Genomic DNA, 1,125 nt, shown 5'->3' with positions numbered 1-1,125 from the left:
GCCTCGTGGGCCGAGCCGGTGCCGCCGTAGGCCGCCCAGGTGGCCTGGTCGAACTGCAGCCCACCGGAGTAGCCGTTGCCGGTGTCGATCGCCCAGTCCCCGCCGGACTCGCACTGGGCGAGCCGGTCCCAGGTCGCGGCCTGCGCGCTGCCACCGGCCGCCGGTGCGGGTTCGGATCCCTCCGGGTCCCGGGGCTGCTCCCCGTCCTCGGCCGAGCCGCCCTGCGCATCCGGGGCGCTCTGCCCGTCGGAGCTTCCCCGCTCGTCGGAGCCGGTCTGCCCGGCCTCTCCCGCACTGTCGCCCTGCTGGTCGCTGGGCTGGTCGGCCTGCCCCGCGCCGGTCTGGCCCTGCCCGCTCTGGTCCGCGCCGGGCCGCGAGATCGGGTCCCCGGCCTGCGGGCTCTGTACGTCGCCGCCCGCCGCGTCGCTGCCGGAGCCGGTGCCCGACCCGGCCGCTGCACCGGTGTCGGCGTCGCCGTTCCCGGTGGAGGGCTGCGCGGAGCTGCCGGTCTCGCCCTGCCTCGTGCCGTCCGTCGCCTGCTCATCGGGCTGCGTCGAGCCCGAGCCGGCCTCCGTCCCAGTGCCAGTGCCGGAGTCGGTGCCGGGGCCAGTGCTGGAGTCGGAGCCGCGGTCGGTGCTGGAGCCGATGCCTGCGGCGTCGAGCTTCTCGGCGAGTTGCTCGGCCAGCGGGTCGGCGTCGGCGGCGTCGCGGACCTGCTCGGCCAGCTTCTCCGCCCCGGCCTCCCACGCATCACCTGCGCCACCGGTACTGGCCTGCTCGGTCGTCGACGACGACTCACCACCGCCCGACGACGACGTCGTCGGCGTGTCACCCGAGCCCGAGGTCGTCGACGAGTCGGTGTCCGAGGATCCCGAACCGGTGCCGTCGGAATCGGCCGTGCCGGTGCTGTCGGAGCCGGTGCTGTCCGTGCCGGTGTCGCTCGACCCGGAGCCTGATGAGGCGGGGGAGTCCCCGGAACCGAGGTCGTCGAGCTGGTCGAGCTTGGCCAGGTCCGCGGGGTCGGCCCCGAGCTTCTGCAGCTGCTCACGGTCCAGAACCCCGAGCACGGAGTCGCGGATCTGACCGGCGTCGGCGTCCGAGCTGGCACCCAGAGCCTGCATCAGC

The 1,125-nt window shown here is 75.4% G+C and carries 1 pseudogene; it reads right to left on the bottom strand.

From position 1 onward, the window contains the following. Positions 1-140: pseudogene (locus WHI96_RS27715) on the bottom strand (transglycosylase family protein); the annotation flags it as partial. Positions 141-1,125 lie beyond the last annotated feature (985 nt).

The sequence above is a fragment of the Pseudonocardia tropica genome (assembly GCF_040105315.1).
GTDB lineage: Bacteria > Actinomycetota > Actinomycetes > Mycobacteriales > Pseudonocardiaceae > Pseudonocardia > Pseudonocardia alni.
The sequence above is the reverse complement of the archived record's forward strand: the minus strand, read 5'-3'. Positions and strand labels throughout refer to the sequence as shown.